General features: G+C 66.2%; 18 protein-coding genes. 5 read left to right on the top strand and 13 right to left on the bottom strand.

Annotated elements, in window-relative coordinates; all coding sequences use genetic code 11:
* Positions 1 to 945: 945 nt before the first annotated feature.
* Together KHO41_RS06540 and ubiA are read left to right on the top strand one after the other, a co-directional pair.
* On the top strand, positions 946 to 1,431 hold the full coding sequence (locus KHO41_RS06540) for a Dps family protein (protein WP_211952485.1): 486 nt from the start codon (positions 946 to 948) through the stop codon (positions 1,429 to 1,431).
* Positions 1,432 to 1,581: 150 nt separating this feature from the next.
* Complete coding sequence (ubiA, locus tag KHO41_RS06535) at positions 1,582 to 2,439, top strand: 4-hydroxybenzoate octaprenyltransferase (RefSeq protein WP_211952484.1); 858 nt, start codon at positions 1,582 to 1,584, stop codon at positions 2,437 to 2,439.
* Between the two features lie 179 nt (positions 2,440 to 2,618).
* On the opposite strand, the gene proC is transcribed toward ubiA, so the two are convergent.
* Positions 2,619 to 3,455: a pyrroline-5-carboxylate reductase gene (gene proC, locus KHO41_RS06530; protein ID WP_211952483.1), complete on the bottom strand. Its 837-nt coding sequence runs from the start codon at positions 3,453 to 3,455 to the stop codon at positions 2,619 to 2,621.
* Between the two features lie 45 nt (positions 3,456 to 3,500).
* Positions 3,501 to 4,190, bottom strand: coding sequence for a YggS family pyridoxal phosphate-dependent enzyme (locus tag KHO41_RS06525; RefSeq protein ID WP_211952482.1), 690 nt, complete (start codon positions 4,188 to 4,190; stop codon positions 3,501 to 3,503).
* A gap of 78 nt (positions 4,191 to 4,268) precedes the next feature.
* Between KHO41_RS06525 and KHO41_RS06520 the strand changes: the two genes are divergently transcribed.
* The 3 genes from KHO41_RS06520 (at position 4,269) to KHO41_RS06510 (ending at position 7,044) form a co-directional block, all read left to right on the top strand.
* A complete protein-coding gene (locus KHO41_RS06520; RefSeq protein WP_211952481.1) occupies positions 4,269 to 5,312 on the top strand; it encodes a type IV pilus twitching motility protein PilT in 1,044 nt (347 codons plus the stop codon).
* A 67-nt stretch (positions 5,313 to 5,379) separates the two neighbouring features.
* Positions 5,380 to 6,519, top strand: a complete 1,140-nt coding sequence (locus KHO41_RS06515) for a PilT/PilU family type 4a pilus ATPase (RefSeq protein ID WP_211952480.1) — start codon at positions 5,380 to 5,382, stop codon at positions 6,517 to 6,519.
* A 30-nt stretch (positions 6,520 to 6,549) separates the two neighbouring features.
* A complete protein-coding gene (locus KHO41_RS06510) occupies positions 6,550 to 7,044 on the top strand; it encodes a glutathione peroxidase (protein WP_211952479.1) in 495 nt (164 codons plus the stop codon).
* A gap of 23 nt (positions 7,045 to 7,067) precedes the next feature.
* Here KHO41_RS06510 and KHO41_RS06505 read toward each other — a convergent pair whose 3' ends face one another.
* The 11 genes from KHO41_RS06505 to KHO41_RS06455 all read right to left on the bottom strand — a co-directional run bounded on the left by KHO41_RS06505 (position 7,068) and on the right by KHO41_RS06455 (position 17,484).
* Positions 7,068 to 7,757 (bottom strand): helix-turn-helix transcriptional regulator, encoded by a 690-nt coding sequence (locus tag KHO41_RS06505; RefSeq protein WP_211952478.1) that lies wholly within the window; start codon positions 7,755 to 7,757, stop codon positions 7,068 to 7,070.
* Positions 7,758 to 7,779: 22 nt separating this feature from the next.
* A complete protein-coding gene (locus tag KHO41_RS06500) occupies positions 7,780 to 8,151 on the bottom strand; it encodes a VOC family protein (protein WP_211952477.1) in 372 nt (123 codons plus the stop codon).
* A gap of 85 nt (positions 8,152 to 8,236) precedes the next feature.
* Positions 8,237 to 8,962: an LrgB family protein gene (locus KHO41_RS06495; protein WP_211952476.1), complete on the bottom strand. Its 726-nt coding sequence runs from the start codon at positions 8,960 to 8,962 to the stop codon at positions 8,237 to 8,239.
* Positions 8,959 to 9,342, bottom strand: coding sequence for a CidA/LrgA family protein (locus tag KHO41_RS06490; RefSeq protein ID WP_211952475.1), 384 nt, complete (start codon positions 9,340 to 9,342; stop codon positions 8,959 to 8,961). The genes KHO41_RS06495 and KHO41_RS06490 overlap by 4 nt, the downstream gene beginning before the upstream one ends.
* 163 nt (positions 9,343 to 9,505) lie before the next feature.
* Entirely contained in the window at positions 9,506 to 10,759 is a 1,254-nt protein-coding gene (gene glcF, locus KHO41_RS06485; RefSeq protein WP_211952474.1) for a glycolate oxidase subunit GlcF, read from the bottom strand.
* Positions 10,760 to 10,802: 43 nt separating this feature from the next.
* A complete protein-coding gene (gene glcE / locus KHO41_RS06480; protein WP_211952473.1) occupies positions 10,803 to 11,906 on the bottom strand; it encodes a glycolate oxidase subunit GlcE in 1,104 nt (367 codons plus the stop codon).
* A 43-nt stretch (positions 11,907 to 11,949) separates the two neighbouring features.
* On the bottom strand, positions 11,950 to 12,870 hold the full coding sequence (locus KHO41_RS06475; protein ID WP_211952472.1) for an ion transporter: 921 nt from the start codon (positions 12,868 to 12,870) through the stop codon (positions 11,950 to 11,952).
* Between the two features lie 14 nt (positions 12,871 to 12,884).
* Positions 12,885 to 14,405, bottom strand: coding sequence for an FAD-linked oxidase C-terminal domain-containing protein (locus KHO41_RS06470; protein WP_211952471.1), 1,521 nt, complete (start codon positions 14,403 to 14,405; stop codon positions 12,885 to 12,887).
* Between the two features lie 219 nt (positions 14,406 to 14,624).
* Positions 14,625 to 15,143: a GNAT family N-acetyltransferase gene (locus KHO41_RS06465; RefSeq protein ID WP_211952470.1), complete on the bottom strand. Its 519-nt coding sequence runs from the start codon at positions 15,141 to 15,143 to the stop codon at positions 14,625 to 14,627.
* 14 nt (positions 15,144 to 15,157) lie between these two features.
* Entirely contained in the window at positions 15,158 to 16,048 is an 891-nt protein-coding gene (locus tag KHO41_RS06460) for a LysR substrate-binding domain-containing protein (RefSeq protein WP_011298934.1), read from the bottom strand.
* Positions 16,049 to 16,053: 5 nt separating this feature from the next.
* Entirely contained in the window at positions 16,054 to 17,484 is a 1,431-nt protein-coding gene (locus tag KHO41_RS06455; RefSeq protein ID WP_211952469.1) for an FAD-binding oxidoreductase, read from the bottom strand.
* Positions 17,485 to 17,516: the final 32 nt, after the last annotated feature.

Genomic DNA, 17,516 nt, shown 5'->3' with positions numbered 1-17,516 from the left:
CATGGTGATTGGAGGAATCGATGAACGGCACAACCACAAAGGCTATCTAAGCCTCAAAGTGTTACCCATGTGAGTGAACTCGTTTGTTACCCATGTGGTTGCTCCGTACATTTGGTTGCCCCAAAGGGGCGAATTTTTATCGTAGTGTGCTGAGGGTGTTGTACGGGTATGGGCTTCAGAGTCAGTCACGCTGCCTGCCGCGTGGGGCACGACCGTGGTCAGAATACAGCGCTGATTGAACGAGCCCTGCAAGCGTCTGTGGCCCCTGCTGCGAGCGATATCGCGTGATCGCCTTCGGCTGCGCTATGCGCAGAGCTCAAGTCTGAGCACGCAGGCCCAGGGCAAACCACGCCTCGGTGACGATGCCCGCGCATGCATGCGCGAAGTAGAGAAAGGACCTCGGACGAACCTGGGCGCCGGCGACGTTGATGAGCTCGCCTCCCGCCGACGACGTGCGCGCAGCGCAGCCGAAGGCGTCCCACCCCTGACCTGGTTGGAACGCTGTACCCGAGTCCGTCTTGGGGATTGTCCAAAAGTCGTGCCGCGCCAGGCACAGGTTCTGACTCACATAGCGTTAGCAGGTTGGAACGGCCGACCACCATCGCAGGCGTCCAAAGCCGTTTGAACCCCTGCCGCCGTGGAATTGATGGCCAGCGGCAACGACGCGCTTTTCTGCCTACTCTTTTGTCGCTCGGACAAAAGAGTAGGTCGCCGGCTACGCCGGCGAAACAGCGGCGCCTGCCAAGAACGATAACCCGGTCTCAACCAAAGCCCGCCAAGAGCAATAACCCCCCCACCAGAAACCCCCACACATGACCCCCCTCGGGGTTTGTCCCGACTTGCATGGTAATGCAATAATGTCGGGGTTATGCCGCCCGGCCGGGTTTGGCCGCGCTGCGCGGCAACCCCGTGCTTTCCCAGTTTCCAGAACGGAGCGTAATCACCATGGCAAAGAAGAACGAGATGAGCGTGAACATCGGTATTTCCGACAAGGACCGCAAGAAAATCGCGGAAGGCCTGTCGAAGCTGCTGGCTGACACCTACACCCTCTACCTCAAGACCCATAACTTCCACTGGAACGTGACGGGCCCCATGTTCAACACGCTGCATCTGATGTTCGAGACGCAGTACAACGAACTGGCGCTGGCCGTCGATTCCATTGCCGAGCGCATCCGCGCGCTGGGCTATCCGGCTCCGGGCACCTACAAGGAATACGCGCGCCTGTCGTCGATCCAGGAAGAGGAAGGCGTGCCGGAAGCGACCGAGATGATCCGCAAACTCGTCGAAGGCCAGGAAGCCGTGGTGCGCACCGCGCGCTCGATCTTCCCGATGGTCGACGCCGCCAGCGACGAACCGTCGGCCGACCTGCTGACCCAGCGCATGCAGACGCACGAAAAGACCGCGTGGATGCTGCGTTCGATGCTGGCCTGATGGCCGTCTGACCACCATGCTGGCCCAACGCGCCGCAACCGTCCTGGCTGCGGCGCGTTTTCGTTCGATGGCCGCCGTCCGTTGAACCCGTGCTCCTCCGATTCCTCTCGCCTCGCTGTCGCTGTGTTGCTCTCCTTCCCCCAAGCTCCCATGTCTGAACGCCTAGCCCTGTATGCGCGCCTCGTGCGCATCGACAAGCCCATCGGCACGCTGCTGCTGCTGTGGCCCACGCTGTGGGCGCTGTGGATGGCGGCCGGTGGCCCGCCGGCGCTGAGCGTGTTCTGCATCTTCTTTGCCGGTACGTTCCTGATGCGCTCGGCAGGCTGCGCGATCAACGACTACGCCGATCGCGACTTCGACAAGCACGTCAAGCGCACGAAGGAGCGGCCGCTGACCGCGGGAAAGATTGCCGCGTGGGAAGCCGTGCTGATTGCCGCCGTGCTCGCGCTGATCGCTTTCGCGCTGATCCTGCCGCTGAACAGCCTGACCAAATGGCTCGCGGTGGTCGCCGCGGTAGTGGCCGGTACGTACCCGTTCTTCAAGCGCTTTTTTGCGATTCCGCAGGCTTACCTGGGCATCGCGTTCGGCTTTGGTATTCCGATGGCATTTGCGGCCGTACAGGACCAGGTGCCGCTGGTGGCGTGGGTGATGCTGCTGGCGAATGTGTTCTGGGCGGTCGCCTATGACACGGCTTATGCGATGGTGGACCGCGACGATGATCTGCTGATTGGCATCAAGACCTCGGCCATCACATTCGGCCGCTTTGATGTGGCTGCGATCATGCTGTGCTACGCGGCCTTCCTGGTGCTGATGGGCTGGGCCGGCGTGACGCTGTCGCTGGGATGGCCGTACTGGGTGGGACTGGCTGCTGCGGCCGTCTGCGCCGGCTATCACTACACGCTGATCCGCGATCGGGATCGTATGCGCTGTTTTGCGGCGTTCCGCCACAACAACTGGCTGGGTGCCTGTGTGTTTGCGGGGACGGCGCTGGCCTACGCGATCCGCTAGGTTTTCTCCCCTCTCCCGCTCGCGGGAGAGGGGCGGGGGAGAGGGCAGGAGCTTCCACGAAGTGAAGGCTTTCGCATCGAGACGCGCTGGCCCTCTCCCCCAACCCCTCTCCCGTTCACGGGAGAGGGGAGCAGGTCGGCAGAATGGCGAGTGCCATCCGTGTCAGATTGAACGTCCGCTCAATCCTTCCCGAACTCTTCCCCCATCTCCTTCCCACGCGCCGCTGCAGCCTGCATGGCGCGCACGAATGCGTCGCCAATGCCGGCACTTTCCATGGCAGTCAGCGCCGCATACGTCGTGCCGCCCTTCGACGTCACGCGTTCACGCAGCGTAGCGACCGGTTCCGTAGACTGTCCGGCCAGCGTGGCCGCACCGAGGAAAGTCTGCACAGCCAACTCACGCCCTTGCTGCGCGCTCAGGCCAAGGTCCGTCGCCGCACGCTCCATCGCTTCGATGAAATAGAACACATAGGCCGGGCCACTGCCCGAAATGGCCGTGACGGCGTCGATCTGGTCGTCGCCATCGACCCATGCGCACTTGCCCACGGCCTCGGCTACGGCGGAAGCAATTGCGCGATCCTGCTGCGACAGTCCTGCCGGCGCGGCCAGGCCCGTCATGCCCATGCCCGACAGTGCGGGCGTGTTGGGCATGGCACGGACCAGGCGAGTGCGGCCACCGAGCCAGCGCTGCATGTCCTGCAGCCGGATGCCAGCGGCCACGCTGATCACGAGATTGCCGGCGCCGGTCGCAGGCAGATGCGGCAGCAGGCTGGCCGCGGCGTCGCGGAACTGCTGCGGCTTGACGGCAAGTACCAGCACGTCGGACGCGCCGAACGCCGCGTCGGGTGCGCCGGCAGCATGCACGCCGAGGTCGCGTGCCAGGCGCTGCTGTGCGTCGGGGAACGGATCGACCACGCGGATCGAACCGGCGGGCACGCCGCGGGCGATCAGGCCGCCGATCAGCGCGGTGGCCATATTGCCGCCGCCAAGGAAGCCGAAGGTCAGGGTGTCGAGCATGTCAGTCTCTGGCTGGAATGGTGTAGGGAAGTGCTGTCGTGGCGCTCACGCGCGTGCGCCGAAAATGGCCGTGCCGATGCGCACGATGGTGGCGCCTTCGACGATCGCGGCGTCCATGTCGCCCGACATGCCCATCGACAAGGTGTCGAGCGGCAGGCCGTCCGCGCGCAGCGATTGCAACAGGTTGCGCATGGCGGCAAACGGCTGGCGCTGGGCTGCAGGGTCGGTCGCCGGTTCGGGAATTGCCATGAGGCCGCGCAGTTGCAGGCCGGGCAGGGCGGCTACGGCGCGAGCCAGTTCCGGCACCTCGCCGGGAGCCACGCCGCTCTTGCTGGCTTCATGGCTGATATTCACCTGGATGCAGACCTGCAGCGGGGCCATGCCGGCCGGGCGCTGCTCCGACAGCCGTTGCGCGATCTTGAGGCGGTCGATCGCATGCACCCAGTCGAAATGTTCCGCCACGAGACGCGTCTTGTTGCTCTGCAGCGGCCCGATGAAGTGCCACGTGATCTGGCTGCGCAAGTCGGCCAGCGCGGCGATTTTCTCGACGCCTTCCTGCACGTAGTTTTCGCCGAAAGCGCGTTGTCCGGCTTCGAATGCCGCGCGCACGATGCCAGGCGCCACAGTCTTGGAAACGGCCAGCAGGGCCACGTCTTCGGGCGTCCTTCCGGCTTGTTGTGCCGCCGCCGCGATGCCGTGGTGCACAGCTTGCAAGTTGGCGGCGATTACAGACATAATCCGGCGGACATACAGAAGAAGTAAAAAGAAGTACTAAAAGTACTACATACAATTAATCGGGTGGGGTCATTATAGATGGACATCGCGCAGCTATTGGCTTTCGCAGTCAAGAACAAGGCGTCCGATTTGCATCTCTCGGCGGACATGCCGCCGATGGTACGTATCCACGGCGACATGCGGCGCATCAACGTCGCGCCCATGGCGCACAAGGACGTTCACGCCATGGTGTACGACATCATGAGCGATTCCCAGCGCAAGGTTTACGAAGAGCGGCTCGAGATCGATTTCTCGTTCGAGATCGGCGGCCTGTCGCGTTTCCGGGTCAACGCCTACAACACGCAGCGCGGCGCGGCCGCGGTGTTTCGTACGATTCCCTCCAAGGTTCTCACGCTCGAGGAACTGCGCGCGCCGGCGGTGTTCGCCGATCTGTGCATGAAGCCGCGCGGCCTGGTGCTGGTGACCGGTCCCACCGGCTCCGGCAAGTCCACCACGCTGGCGGCGATGGTGGACCACCGCAACGAAAACGACATGGGTCACATCCTCACGGTGGAAGACCCGATTGAATTCGTGCACCAGTCCAAGAAGAGCCTGATCAACCAGCGCGAACTGGGGCCTCACACGCATTCGTTCGCCAACGCGTTGCGCTCCGCGCTGCGTGAGGATCCGGACGTGGTGCTGGTCGGCGAACTGCGCGACCTGGAAACCATCCGCCTGGCGCTGACCGCAGCGGAAACCGGCCACCTGGTCTTCGGCACGCTGCACACGAGCTCCGCGGCCAAGACCATCGACCGCGTGGTCGACGTGTTCCCGCCCGAAGAGAAGGACATGGTGCGCACCATGATGTCCGAGTCGCTGGAAGCGGTGATCTCGCAGACGCTGCTCAAGACGCGCGACGGCAACGGCCGGACGGCGGCGCACGAGATCATGATCGCCACGCCCGCAATCCGCCACCTGATCCGCGAGAACAAGATCGCGCAGATGTACTCGATGATGCAGACCAGCAGCGGCCTGGGCATGCAGACGCTGGACCAGTGCCTGTCGGACCTGATCAAGCGCAGCATGATCAGCTACAGCGACGCGCGCGCCATTGCCAAGAATCCGGACGCCTTCATGGGCTGAGGCCCGCGCCGCGCCAGGCCGCGCCCTGCGCGCGGCCGCCATTCCGCCCATTTAGCAGGACCACGCCATGCTCGACCGCGAATCCGCCGCCAAGTACATCAACGACCTGCTCGAGCTCATGGTGAGCAATCGCGGGTCGGACCTGTTCATTACCTCCGACTTCCCGCCGGCCATCAAGGTCGACGGCAAGATCACGCCCGTCTCGCAGCAGCCGCTGAACCCTACGCAGGCGCTAGGCCTGGTGCGCTCGATCATGAACGAGCGCCAGGTCAAAGAGTTCGACGACAGCCGCGAATGCAACTTCGCTATCTCGGCGCCCAAGGCCGGCCGCTTCCGCGTGTCCGCGTTCATCCAGCAGGGCAAGGCCGGCATGGTGGTGCGGACGATCAACACGCGCATTCCGTCTGTGTCGGACCTGGACCTGCCGCCGACGCTGCACGAGATCGTCATGTCCAAGCGCGGCCTGGTGATCGTGACGGGCGCGACAGGCTCGGGCAAGTCGACCACGCTCGCGGCGATGCTTGACCACCGCAACGCGCATTCGTACGGCCACATCATCACGATCGAGGATCCGATCGAATACGTGCATGCGCACCAGAACTGCGTCGTCACGCAGCGCGAGGTGGGCATCGATACCGAGTCCTGGCATGTGGCGCTGAAGAACACGCTGCGCCAGGCACCCGATGTGATCCTGATCGGCGAAATCCGCGATCGCGAGACCATGGAATATGCGATGCAGTACGCGGAAACCGGCCACCTGTGCCTGGCCACGCTGCACGCCAACAATGCCAACCAGGCGATCGACCGCATCGTCAACTTCTTCCCCGAGGAAAAGCGTCAGCAGCTGCTGATCGACCTGTCGCTGAACCTGAAGGGCATGATCTCTCAGCGCCTGCTGCCGCGCGCAGGCCGCAAGGGGCGCGTGCCAGCCGTGGAGATCATGATCGGCACGCCGCTCGTGGCTGACCTGATCTTCAAGGGCGAGATCCACGAACTCAAGGAAGTGATCAAGAAGTCGCGCGAGCAGGGCATGATTTCTTTCGACCAGGCGTTGTTTGACCTGCACGAAAGCGGCAAGATCACGTATGAGGACGCGCTGCGCAATGCCGATTCGCTCAATGACCTGCGGCTGATGATCAAGCTGCACAGTACCACCAGGAAGGAAAGCGACCTGGGCGCCGGCACCGAGCACCTGAACGTGATCTGATCCGCGCGTCCGATCCAGGAGCCAAGCCGCATGAGCAATGTCTACCAGTTCGAAGCCAATTCCATTGCCGGGCAGCCCGTGCCGCTGTCGGAGTTCCGCGGCAAGGTACTGCTGATCGTCAACACCGCCAGCGAATGCGGCTTTACGCCGCAGTACGCGGGCCTGCAGGCCCTGCACGATGCGTACGCCGCGCGCGGGCTCGAGGTGCTCGGGTTCCCATGCAACCAGTTCGGCAAGCAGGAGCCCGGCGACGCGCAGCAGATCGGCCAGTTCTGCGAGTCGCGCTTCAGCGTCAAGTTTCCGATGTTCGCCAAGATCGACGTGAACGGGCCCGACGCGCACCCGCTGTACCAATGGCTGACCAGCGCGAAGCGCGGCGTGCTCGGCACGCAGGCGATCAAGTGGAATTTCACCAAGTTCCTGCTGCGCCGTGACGGCACGGTGTACAAGCGCTACGGGTCGATCACCAAGCCGGAAGATATCCGCGCGGATATCGAAACGCTGCTGGCCGATCCCGCCGCCTGACGCTACGCGCTACCCGCCATAAGCTATACGCCGCTGGCCCGCACCGCGCGCAGGAAGCCGTTGAGCGAGCGGTCCGGTGTTTCGTGGAAGTGGTCGTCGAGCATGCGGATGGCGCGGCAGCGGTCCAGGCGGAAGCTGCGGTAGTCGGTGCGCGTCGTGCACCATGCCGCCAGCAGCCACGCATTGCCCCAGAAAAACAGGCCGAGGGGCATCACCACGCGTTCGGTGATGCGCTGTTCAGCATCGCAGTAGTCGAGCAACAGCAGCTTCTGCGCGCCCAGCGCACCGTGCACGACGTCGAACGCTTCGCGTACCTGCGCGCGGTTGACATACTCCGGGGCGAACACGCGGCTTTGCTGCGCAGCCAGCCGGCGTGGCGGCGGCAGCGCGGCCATCAGTTTTTCGAGCGCGGGATCCGCCGCGGCCGCCAGCGCGCCGCCGCCCCAGGCCTTGAGCAGGCGCAGGCCGGCTACCAGCGCTTCGACTTCGAGGGCGGTGAACATCAGCGGCGGGACATCGAAATCGGCACGCAGCCGGTAACCGATGCCGGCCTCGCCCTCGACCGGCACGCCCGAGAGCGACAGTGCCTGGATATCACGGTAGACCGTGCGTTCGGACACGCCGAGCCGCTGCGCGAGCAACGCCGCCGTGGTCAGGCGGCGCCCGCGCAGGACCTGGACGATCTGGAACAGGCGGTCGGCGCGGCGGCTCATCGGTCCTCCGTTGTGACGGGCATCAGCCCGTGAACGGCTCGTGCAGGCCGATGCGGTTGCCCTCGCTGTCGGCGATATGCGCGATGCGCCCGATGTCGCCGGGCAGTTGCAGCGGGCCGAACACGGTCTTGCCGCCAGCATGGGCCACGCGCTGCAGCAGCGCATCGAGCCCGGGCGCATGCAGGTAAGGCACCGGGCCGTAGTGCTGGCTGGGTCGGTAGCCCTCTCCGGCCACGAGCGCGCCGCCGGGGTCAGGGTTCGGGAACACCGCCATGTCGACCTGGCTCATGGTTTCGCGCTTGAGCGTCGTTTCGAATACCTGCTCGTAGAAGTGGATCGCACGCTGCATATCGACGACGGGGATCTCCAGCCAGTTGATCAGACCGTTGCTCATGATGGACTCCTGGGTCACGGGGAAAGGAGTCCGCATCTTGCGCGGGGGCTGCTGACAGCGTCCTGTCAGGAGCGTGTCAGCACGCTCAGTGCGGCATCCAGGCTGCCAGCACCGGCACCATGATGGCAGTCAGCACGCCGTTGAGCCCCATGCCCAGCGCGGCGAACGCGCCAGCTTCCTGGTTCACCTGGAATGCGCGCGCGGTGCCGATGCCGTGCGCCGCCACGCCCGTGGCGAAACCGCGTACCGTGTAATCGCGGATGCGCAGCAGGTTCAGCAGGCTGGTGGCGCTGACTGCGCCGATGATGCCGGTGGCCATCACCAGCACTGCGGTCAGCGAGGGCAGCCCGCCGATCTTCTCGGCCACGCCCATGGCGATCGGGATCGTCACCGACTTCGGCGCGAGCGACAGCACCGTCTCGCGCGACGCGCCGAGCAGCCATGCGATGCCAACCGCCGATACCACCGCGACCAGCGAGCCGGCGACGAGGCCGACCAGCAGCGGGAACACATGCGTGCGCAGCTTGGGCAGTTGCAGATAGAGCGGCACGGCCAGCGCCACGGTGGCGGGGCCGAGCAGGAAGTGCACGAACTGCGCGCCGTCGAAGTAGGTCTTGTACGGCGTGCCCGTGACCGTCAGCACCGTGACCAGCAGTGCCACCGCGATCATCACCGGGTTGGCCAGCGGCGAGAAGCGCGAGCGCTCGTAGATGCGGAACGCGAACACATAAGCCAGCAGCGTCGCGGTCAGGCCGACCAGCGGGCTCGCGGCCAGGTAGACCCAGATCTCGTTGAGGCGGGGCGTCATCATGCCTGTTCTCCGCTGTGGTCGGCAGCCTGTGCGGCCGGCTCCTTCGGCTTGCGCATCAGCATGCGCGTGACCACGGCCGTGGTCGCGATGGCGAGCCACGTCGATACGACGAGTGCGATCAGGATCGGCATCCACTCGCCTTCGATGCGGTTCGCGTGGACCATGATGCCGACGCCGGCCGGCACGAACAGCAGCGACAGGTGCTTGAGCAGTTCGCTGGTCGTGCCCTGGATGATGGGCAGCAGGCGGTCGTCGAAGACGAGCCAGCCGAACAGCATGATCATGCCCAGCACGGGGCCGGGCACGGGCAGGTGCAGCGCGTAGCTGATCACCTCGCCGACGGATTGGAAAACCAGGAGGATGGCAAAGGTCTGGAGCATGAGGGCGTCTTGGTTGTACTGTTTCTCCCCTCTCCCTATGGGAGAGGGGTCGGGGGAAAGGGCCGGCGCGTCTTGAGGCGATATCGCCCGATGAACCGCTTGCCCTCTCCCCCGCCCCTCTCCCGCAAGCGGGAGAGGGGAGACAACCACGCCCCGGGGCTGTTCAGCCCAGCATCTTGTCCACCAGTTCGATCCAGTGCACGACCGGCGTTTCAGTGCCGCCCTGCAGGTGGGTGATGCAGCCGATATTGGCCGACACGATGGCTTCGGGCTCGGTGGCCTGCAATTTGGCGAGCTTGTCGTCGCGCAGGCGGTAGGCCAGTTCCGGCTGCAACACGGAATACGTGCCCGCCGAGCCGCAGCACAGGTGGCTGTCAGCGCAGAGTTTGACTTCCACGCCGAGGCCGGTCAAGAGTGCTTCGACCTTGCCGCGGATCTGCTGGCCGTGCTGGAGCGTGCACGGCGGGTGGTAGGCCACGCGGCGGCCGTCGCGCGGCACCGCGCCAGCGCGCTTGTGCAGCATGTCGGCGAAGTCCGGCAGGATCTCCGACAGGTCGCGCGTGAGCGCCGAGACGCGGCGCGCGCGCTCGGCGTACTTCGGGTCGTTGCGCAGCAGGTGGCCATAGTCCTTGACCATGGCGCCGCAGCCCGACGCGGTCATGACGATGGCTTCCGCGCCTGCCTCGATATGCGGCCACCATGCATCGATATTGCGCCGCATATTGTCGAGTCCGCCGTCGTGGTCGCCGGTGTGGAAGCGGATGGCGCCACAACAACCGGCTTCGCGCGCCACGATCAGTTGTACGCCGACACGGTCGAACACGCGCGCGGTTGCGGCATTGATGTTGGGCGACATGGCCGGCTGCACGCAACCGTCGAGCAACAGCATCTTGCGTGCATGCGCGGTGCGTGGCCACTGGCCCGGTTCCGCGGTCTTGCTGAGTTCGGGCACCTTGTTGCGCAGCGTGGGCGGCAGCATCGGGCGCACCATCTGGCCGAGCTTGAGCGCAGTGCCGAACAGCGCGGGCCGCGTCAGGCTTTCGCGCAGCACCCAGCGCGTGATGCGTTCGCCCGCTGGGCGGCGGATGCCACGCGCCTCGAGCTGTTCGTCCACGACCTGCCGGCCGATGTCCACGAGCCGCCCGTAGCGCACGCCTGAAGGACACGTCGATTCGCAGTTGCGGCACGTCAGGCAGCGATCCAGGTGCAGCCGCGTGCTTTCGCTGACGGCGTTGCCCTCCAGCACCTGCTTCATCAGGTAGATGCGCCCGCGCGGGCCGTCGAGCTCGTCGCCGAGCAACTGGTAGGTCGGGCAGGTGGCAGTGCAGAAGCCGCAGTGCACGCATTTGCCGACGATGGACTTGGCTTCCTCGCCTTCGGGCGTATTGCGGAGAAAATCGGCCAGGGTCGTTTGCATGGTGTGGGGTGGGTTTGCCTTGGCGTTGAACGGGGCGCGCGGCTCAGAGGCCGGGATACATGCGCTGCGGATTGAAGATGCCGGCCGGATCGAAGGTGGCCTTCAGCCGCGCGTGGATCGCGGCCAGCGGCGAGGCCAGCGGTGTAAACACGCCGACCGACTTGTCGCCGTTGCGGAACAGCGTGGCATGGCCGCCAACTGCTTGCGCGATGCCACGCACGAGCCCGGCATGGTTGCCGTCCAGGCCAGCATCAGGCAGCCACCAGCGCTGCCCGCCGCTCCATTCGACCAGTTGGGAACCGGGCAGGTCCAGCGGCGCCGATGTCGGCGGTACGGCCACGCGCCACAGTGCGCGGCCCTGCAGCGCCGGCGCGAAGAACGCATGCGTCTGTTCGCGCAGCGACTGCCAGAACGCCACGCCTTCGTCCTGCGCGACGGCCTCGCCGCCAAGCCGCGTGCGTGCGGCACGCACGGCGGCGGTAGCGCCCGACAGCCGCACATGCAGCACGCCTTCATGCCACGCCGATGCCGCGATCGGCAGGGGCTGGCCGCCCCACTGGTTGATGCGGTCGATGGCCTCGGCCTGGCTCATCGCGAAGCGCAGCGTGGCGTCGCCGAACGGCGTCGGCAACACCTTGATCGAGACTTCGAGAATCAGCCCCAGCGTGCCGAGCGATCCCGCCAGCAGCCGCGACACGTCATAGCCCGCGACGTTCTTCATCACCTGGCCGCCGAAGCTCATGACCTCGCCGTGGCCATCCATCATCTGCGCGCCCAGTACGAAGTCGCGCAGCGCGCCGACCGATTGCCGGCGCGGACCCGACAGGCCCGCGGCCACGGCACCGCCCAGCGTCGCGCTGCTCGCCTGGCCCGGGGCAGCGAAATGCGGCGGCTCGAAGGCCAGCATCTGACGCTTCTCCGCGAGCGCGGCCTCGATCTCGGCCAGCGGCGTGCCGCAGCGCGCGGTGATCACGAGCTCGGCGGGATCGTATTCGACGATGCCGCGGTACGCGCGCGTATCGAGCAGCGCGCCGTCCATGGCCTGGCCATAGAAGTCCTTGCTGCCGCCGCCGCGCAGTCGCAGCGGCGTGCGCGTCTCGGAGGCATGCCGTACGGCATCGCGGAGGGCGTCGAGAGTGGCTTGCATGTGGGTCCGGTTCTCTATCGTGCAGGTACGTGTTGCCCGTGGGTCAGGCGTCTTTCCGGCGACCGCCGGCGGGCCCGCCCGGTACTTCGGGGCGGTCGTTCTGGTACTCGGGCAGGTTGCTGCCGCAATGCTTGCAGTACAGCGCATCGGCATCGTGCCCTTCGGTCAGGCAGTGCGTGCAGGTGCGCGTGGTGAGCGGACGCTTCATGATGCTGGCGGCCAGCTCGGCGCCGACGATGCCGGTCGGGAACGCGATGATGCCGTAGCCGAGCAGGATCGTCAGCGAGGTGATGAACTGCCCCAGCGGCGTCTTCGGCACCATGTCGCCGAAGCCGGTCGTGGTCAGCGTCACCACGGCCCAGTACATGCTCACGGGAATGCTCGTGAAGCCGTGCTGCGGGCCTTCGACTACGTACATCACGGTGCCGAGGATCACTGTGATGATGAACACCGTGCCCAGGAACACGAAGATCTTGCGCCGGCTGTTGGCGAGCGCGCGGTACAGGATCTCGGCTTCCTCGAAGTACACCGTGAGCTTGAGGATCCGGAACACGCGCAGCAGCCGCAGCAGCCGTACATCGATCAGGAACGCAAGCTCCGGCAGGAAGAACGCGAGCCACGTCGGCATGATCGAGATGAAATCGATGACGCCGAAGAAGCTGAACACATAGCGCCATGGCCGCTGCACCACCAGGATCCGCATCACGTATTCGGCCGTGAACAGCAGCGTGAACATCCACTCGAGCACCGTGAAGAGCGTGCGCAGGTGTTCGTTCACGCCTTGCAGGCTGTCGACCATCACGATCAGCACGCTCGCCACGATGGCGACCAGCAGCGTGATGTCGAACAGCCGGCCCTCGCGCGTGTCGGCTTCGAAGATGATCGTGTACCAGCGCTCGCGCCAGCCGGTCTCGGGCCGGCCCAGGCGCTGGCGCAGGGTCTGGTTGGTCTCGCGGTGCGGCATGGCTGGCGCGTCGTTCAGAAGCGCGGCAGGTCGGGGTGGGGCAGCAGGCCCTTCTTCACGTGCATCTTGCCGTATTCGGCGCAGCGCGCGAGCGTGGGGATGGCCTTGTCCGGGTTTAGCAGTCGCGCCGGGTCGAAGGCGGCCTTGACGCCGAAGAACGCATCGCGCTCGGACGGCGAGAACTGCACGCACATCGAGTTGAGCTTTTCCACGCCCACGCCGTGTTCGCCGGTGACGGTGCCGCCCAGTTCCACGCACGCTTCCAGGATGTCGGAGCCGAACAGCTCGGCACGGTGCCATTCGTCCTGGTCCGAGCCATCGAACAGGATCAGCGGATGCATATTGCCGTCGCCGGCATGGAACACGTTGATGCAGCGCAGCGCGTACTTGCGCTCCATTTCCTCGATGCGCCGCAGCAGCGTGCCGATGTGCTTGCGCGGGATGGTGCCGTCCATGCAGTAATAGTCGGGCGAGATGCGGCCCGCGGCAGGGAACGCGTTCTTGCGGCCGCTCCAGAAGCGCAGGCGCTCGGCTTCGTTCTGCGACACCACGATGCGCGTGCAGCCCGAAGCGGTCAGCACCGCGCTCATGCGCTCGATTTCTTCGGCGACTTCCTCGGGCGTGCCGTCGGACTCGCACAGCAGGATCGCGGCGGCGTCGAGGTCATAGCCAGCATGGACGAACTCCTCCACGGCGGCCGTGGCAGGCTTGTCCATCATCTCCAGGCCTGCCGGGATGATGCCGGCCGCGATGACCGCGGCCACCGCGTTGCCGCCTTTTTCCACGTCGTCGAAGCAGGCCATGATCACCTGCGCGAGTTGCGGCTTCGGGATCAGCCGCACGGTGACTTCCGTGACCACGGCCAGCATGCCTTCGGAGCCGATCATCGCGGCGAGCAGGTCGAGGCCCGGCGAGTCCGGCGCTTCGGAGCCAAACACGACGACCTCGCCTTCCATCGTCACCGCGCGCACGCGCAGCACGTTATGCACGGTCAGGCCGTATTTCAGGCAGTGCACGCCGCCCGAATTTTCGCTGACGTTGCCGCCGATGGTGCAGGCGATCTGCGACGACGGATCGGGCGCGTAATACAGGTTGAAGGGCGCGGCGGCGTCGGAGATGGCCAGGTTGCGCACGCCCGGCTGGACCACGGCGGTGCGCGAGTGCGGGTCCACCTTCAGGATGCGCTTGAACTTGGCCAGCGACAGCACCAGCCCTTCGGCGATCGGCATGGCGCCGCCGGACAGGCTGGTCCCCGCGCCGCGCGGCACCACGGGCACGCTGAGCCTGTGGCACAGGCGCAGGATCGCGCAGACCTGTTCCTCGGTATCGGGCAGGGCCACGGCCATCGGCACCTGGCGGTAGGCGGCCAGGCCGTCGCACTCGTAGGGGACGGTGTCTTCCGGCTTCCACAGCAATGCGGCGTCGGGCAGGATCTGCGCAAGGCCCGCCAGCAGCGCGCTGCGGCGGCCGTCGGCGGCGCCGTTACCGGCGGGGGTGGCGCCGGTGCTCAGTGGGGCTTCGTGCGGGGCATTCATGGCAACTCCTGTGGGCCTGTCTGCGAGGCCGGCGTGCGGCCGGAGGGGACGGGTGACTATAGCGCAGCGCTTGCGCCGCCAGCACGCCCCGGTACGTGAATTCGGCACGGCAGGCCGATCAAAAATGCTCATCATGGCTGCCGCCCAACCTGTGGGCCGGGCCTGCCAGATCAGCGTAGCACCGCCGGGCGCGTGCAGGAAAGGCCGCGCCGCGCGGCGTCAGGATGCGGTCGTGGCCGGCAGCCGGTACACCATGTCGAGCTTGTCGTGGAAGTGCGGCGCAACGTACAGCGCTTCGGGTTCCAGGCCAAAGCGCACGAAGCCGAGCGATTCATACAGGCGCACCGCTCCGGTACTGCCCGCGTTGACGCACAGCGTGACCTGGCGCACGTCCGGCATGGATGCGGCGCGTTGCAGCGCGACTTCCATCAGCGCGCGGCCGAGTTTGCGGTCGCGCCACGCGGGCGCAATGTACATGCCCCAGATGAACGCCTTGTGCCGGTGCTTGCGCTTGGCTTCGCGCAGTACGCCGACCACGCCGGCCAGTTCGCTGCCGTCAAAGGCGCCAAACACCGCTCCGTCGTCGTTCGCGGCAAGACGCCCGGCCACGACCTCGATCGGCAGGTCCGTTTCCTCTTCCAGGCTGGACGCGAATGCTTCGGGCGCCTCGACCAGACCGGCCAGGCGCAGGGCCTGGAACGCGGGAGCATCGGCGGGGGTCAGCAGGCGCAGTTCCATGGCGAATCTTGTCCTTACCAGTCCAGGCTCAGGAGCCAGTCGACGAAATAGCGCGCCTCAGGCTTGAGCGGGGCCTGCTCGCGCTCGACGATGTAGTAGCCGTGCGGCGACACCGATTCGATATCCAGCAGCCTGACCATCTGCCCCAACGACAGCCAGTGCCGCGCCATGCGCTGGCGCACAAGCGCCACGCCCTGGTTGGAGGCGACCGCTTCCAGCATCAGGCCGATATCGTTGAGTTGCGGACCGGTCTGCGGCTCGGGCCAGTCCAGGCCGGCGGTCTCGAACCAGGGCTTCCACGGCTCCAGCGGGCTGCGGAGCAGCACCAGCCCGTGCAGGTGCTCGGGCTTGGTGATCGCTCGGCCATTGACGCGCTCGTAATACTCGCGCCCGCACGCCGGGAATACGGGCTCCACCAGCAGCTTGGTCGTCTTCAGGTCCGGATAGCGGCCAGTGCCGTAGCGGATCTCGACATCGGTGTCCTCGGCCTTCACGTCGAGGAACGGGATAGCCAGGTGCAGCTCGATGTCGATATGCGGATACAGCGCGCCGAACTCGGGCAGGCGCGGCACCAGGTGCTGGCGCCCGAACGTCGGCGGGATCGCCACGCGCAGCCGCGTGCGCATCTTGTTGTACTCGGGCCGCGCCAGTTCGTTGAGCGACTTGAGCGCGTCCTGCACGTTGCGCAGATAGCGCGTGCCGGCCGCGGTCAGGCGCAGCGCGGCGTTCGAACGCACGAACAGGTCCTCGCCCCAGAGTTCTTCCAGGTTCTTGATGCGGTGCGACACCGCGCTGGGCGTGACCGACAGTTCCTCGGCCGCGCGCGCGAAACTGCCCAGGCGCGCCGCGGCTTCGAAGGCCACCAGCAGGTGCAGAGGCGGGACGCGGTTGAACATCGAAGCCATGCCGCTCAGCCCGCCGGGCCGCGCACGGAGCGGAAGATCTTGCCCGGGTTCAGGATGCCGTTCGGATCGAGCGCTTGCTTGATCACGCGCATCAGGTCCAGCGCGTCTTCGCCATGCTCGCGCACGAGGAAGTCCATCTTGTGCAGGCCGACGCCATGCTCGCCGGTACAGGTGCCACCCATCGCCAGCGCGCGTTCGACGATGCGGCGGTTTATCTCCTCGGCCTCGGCCATCTCTTCGGGCTTGTCGGGGTCGATCAGGATCGCCACGTGGAAATTGCCGTCGCCGACGTGGCCGACGATCGGGCACGGCAGCGACGAGGCGACCAGGTCCTTCTCGGTCTCGGCCACGCAGTCGGCCAGGCGTGAGATCGGCACACACACGTCGGTGGTCACCGCGCGGCAGCCCGGCTTGAGCTGCAGCATCGCGAAATACGCAGTATGGCGCGCATTCCACAGCCGGCTGCGATCCTCAGGCCGCGTGGCCCATTCGAAGTCCTGGCCGCCATGCTCGGCGGTGATCTGCTGCACGGTCTCGGCCTGTTCGCGCACGCCGGCCTCGGTGCCGTGGAACTCGAAGAACAGGTGCGGCATTTCGGGCAGCGTCAGATTGTCGTGCCGGTTGATCGCGCGGATCGCCAGTGCATCGACAAACTCCACGCGCGCAATCGGCACGCCGAGCTGAATGGTCTGGATCACGGCCTGCACGGCGCTGCTCATGCTCGGGAATGCGCAGACCGCGGCGGAAATCGCTTCGGGCTGCGGGTACAAGCGCACGGTCACCTCGGTGATGATGCCGAGCGTGCCTTCGCTGCCAATGAACAGGCGCGTCAGGTCATAGCCCGCCGACGACTTGCGCGCATGCGTGCCGGTGTGGATCACGCGCCCGTCTGCGGTCACTACGGTCAGCGCGAGCACGTTCTCGCGCATCGTGCCGTAGCGCACCGCGTTGGTCCCGGAGGCCCGCGTCGCGCACATGCCGCCCAGCGACGCATCCGCGCCCGGGTCGATCGGGAAGAACAGGCCGGTGTCCTTGATCTCCTGGTTGAGTTGCTTGCGTGTGACGCCCGGCTGCACGGTCACGGTCAGGTCTTCCGGCTGGATTGCCAGCACCTTGTTCATCTGCGACAGGTCCAGGCTGATGCCGCCGGCTACGGCCAGCAGGTGCCCTTCGAGCGAGGAGCCCGCGCCATAGGGAATCAGCGGTACGCCATGCTCGTTGCACAGGCGGGCCACCTCGGCCACTTCCCCGGTGTTGTGTGCAAACACCACGCCGTCCGGCAGCGCCGGCGGGAACGGCGATTCGTCGCGGCCATGGTGCTCGCACACGCCGGCGGAGGTCGAGAAGCGGTCGCCGAAACGCGACTGCAGCGCGTCACGCAAGGCAGACGGCAATGGGCGGCGAGCCAGGGCGGCGTGTGGCGCGGGGTGGTTCATGCGGGTCTCCGGCGGGTCGCTGCGCGATGCGG

The sequence above is a fragment of the Cupriavidus numazuensis genome (genome assembly GCF_905397435.1).
Lineage (GTDB): Bacteria > Pseudomonadota > Gammaproteobacteria > Burkholderiales > Burkholderiaceae > Cupriavidus > Cupriavidus numazuensis.
Note: the sequence above shows the minus strand (reverse complement) of the source record. Positions and strands in the feature narration are given on the sequence as shown.